The organism is Chamaesiphon sp. VAR_48_metabat_403 (genome assembly GCF_031422475.1).
Classification (GTDB): domain Bacteria; phylum Cyanobacteriota; class Cyanobacteriia; order Cyanobacteriales; family Chamaesiphonaceae; genus Chamaesiphon.
This window is the reverse complement of the sequence record NZ_JANPLS010000091.1, coordinates 1-1,961: the sequence shown is the minus strand read 5'-3', so window position 1 is coordinate 1,961 and position 1,961 is coordinate 1. Positions and strand designations below refer to the sequence as shown.

Below are 1,961 nucleotides of genomic sequence, written 5' to 3'. Positions count from 1 at the left end.
ACACTATTGCTTCGACCCCTCTTTAGCACCACACGGAAAATCAGTGGTGATGGTTGTATTGACGACTAATTATGACTATTGGCAACGTATTTATGGTCGTTCAATTTACGATGCAGAGGAAATTCAAGAATCACAAATTCTCATCGATCTATTAGAGCGATTTTATCCTGGAATTAAGGGTGATATTGAGTTTGTAGATGTGGCTACACCGCTCACCTATGAGCGTTATACAGGCAACTGGCAAGGATCGAGTTGTGGTTGGCTCCTGACCAAACAAACCCTGCCGTTATCGATTAAAGGTTTGCCCAAAACATTACCAAAATTGCGGAAATTTTATGAGATCGGGCAATGGGTAGAGCCAGGTGGGAGTGTGCCAGTGGTTGCCATGTCGGGACGCAATATTATTCAACAAATTTGTCGAGAAGATAAACAGATTTTTCGCTCGATAGTACTTTGAAGATACAGAAATTACATGGAAAATAGCATGACAATAAATAAGTTAGCGGTTAAAAACTACTACTATCTAGCAGCAGGAATTCTCTCAATTCTTTTCTCTTTTACACATGCTTGGAATGGTAAAACTACTATTTTGCCTATAGTGAATGCCAGCAACATCGACCTGGCTACAAAAACAATAGTTTTTTATGTTTGGCATATTATTACGGCTGAGAATTTTGGGTTTGGTGTCTCATTTCTTATAATGGCGTTTTACAAGGATTTGGCAAAAGTTAAATTTACGGCTTGGCTCATTGTAATTATGATAATTGGTCGTTGGGTAGTTGTTTTTGGGAGCATATTATTTAAGAATTCAAACAGTCTTGCCGATACTTTGTCCGATCTAATAGCCATAATTATTTATGTCGGATTGATAATATTAGGTACGAGAGTAAAAGACAAACTTTAATCAGAGACTGGAAATACTCTAAGAGTTTTAAAATGATAATTGCTAAAATTCCTTTCACCACCGAACAATTTCTTCAGGTATTCGAGAAGTATAATCAAGCTATATATCCGTTTCAGTTTGCACTAATTCTAGTTACAATTACCGCAATTTTCCTGGCAGCAAGTCGAAAACCATTCGCGAACAAGCTTATTTCATGCTTGCTTGGTTTTCTCTGGCTATGGACGGGGATTGTTTATCATTTAATTTTCTTTACAGCAATCAGTCCACCTGCATATCTGTTCGGTACATTATTCATTATTCAAGGTTTGTTCTTTTTATACGAAGGCGTAGTAAGAAACAGATTGAGTTTTCGTGCTAGCCGACGATTTGACGGCATTCTCGGCGCGATATTTATTGCTTATGCGCTGGTGATTTATCCGTTAATCGGCTATGCGCTGGGGCGAATCTTCCCGTCAACACCTACGTTTGGGACACCTTGCCCGACAACTATTTTCACATTTGGTTTGCTCCTGTGGGCAGATCGGAAAATTTCATTGAGTTTATCGATCGTTCCAGTTCTGTGGTCGATCGTTGGAACTTCGGCGGCATTGAGTTTTGGGATTAAAGAAGATTTTGGATTGCTCGTCGCCGGAACGATCGGCACAATTATAATTATTCGGCACAATTTAGTCCAAAAAATGGAGAACTTATTCTGAAGGGGCGATCGTTACCCCTTCAGCCCTTTGCCAATATTATTAATGTTTTATATGTCTACCGTCCTTTGTAGCGTCGGCTCTGCCGAACCCTTGCCTCCCTCACAGATTCCTCATCTTTGTACAGTATTGTTAAAGTTGACCGATCTGCTGATTTTTCGATGGTTAGTCAAATTTCCAAACCCAGTTCCGAATCACTCAATCTATCCACTCCCCAGGGTTTATTATCGACATTGCAAGCACTTCGCCAGACTGTCGAAAGCGAAGGAAAAGCCACCTTTGACGAGTGGAATCCGCACATTCAGCGGACGGCGTTTATCGATAGTGCCTTGAATTTAGCTGAGTATCTAGCTTTACGTCGGCAC

Annotated in this window: 3 protein-coding genes and 1 pseudogene; all 4 read left to right on the top strand. The window is 40.3% G+C overall.

The window, feature by feature from the left end:
• Positions 1 to 457 (top strand): phytoene desaturase family protein (locus RMO79_RS04800; RefSeq protein WP_396136525.1); only part of this gene is annotated, 457 nt, incomplete at its 5' end.
• Positions 458 to 484: 27 nt separating this feature from the next.
• Positions 485 to 904 (top strand): hypothetical protein, encoded by a 420-nt coding sequence (locus tag RMO79_RS04795; protein WP_310481921.1) that lies wholly within the window; start codon positions 485 to 487, stop codon positions 902 to 904.
• A gap of 32 nt (positions 905 to 936) precedes the next feature.
• Positions 937 to 1,599 carry a DUF6064 family protein gene (locus RMO79_RS04790; RefSeq protein ID WP_310481920.1) on the top strand — a complete coding sequence of 221 codons (663 nt, stop codon included), beginning with the start codon at positions 937 to 939 and terminating at the stop codon, positions 1,597 to 1,599.
• Positions 1,600 to 1,757: 158 nt separating this feature from the next.
• Positions 1,758 to 1,961, top strand: a pseudogene (locus RMO79_RS04785) (hypothetical protein); the annotation flags it as partial.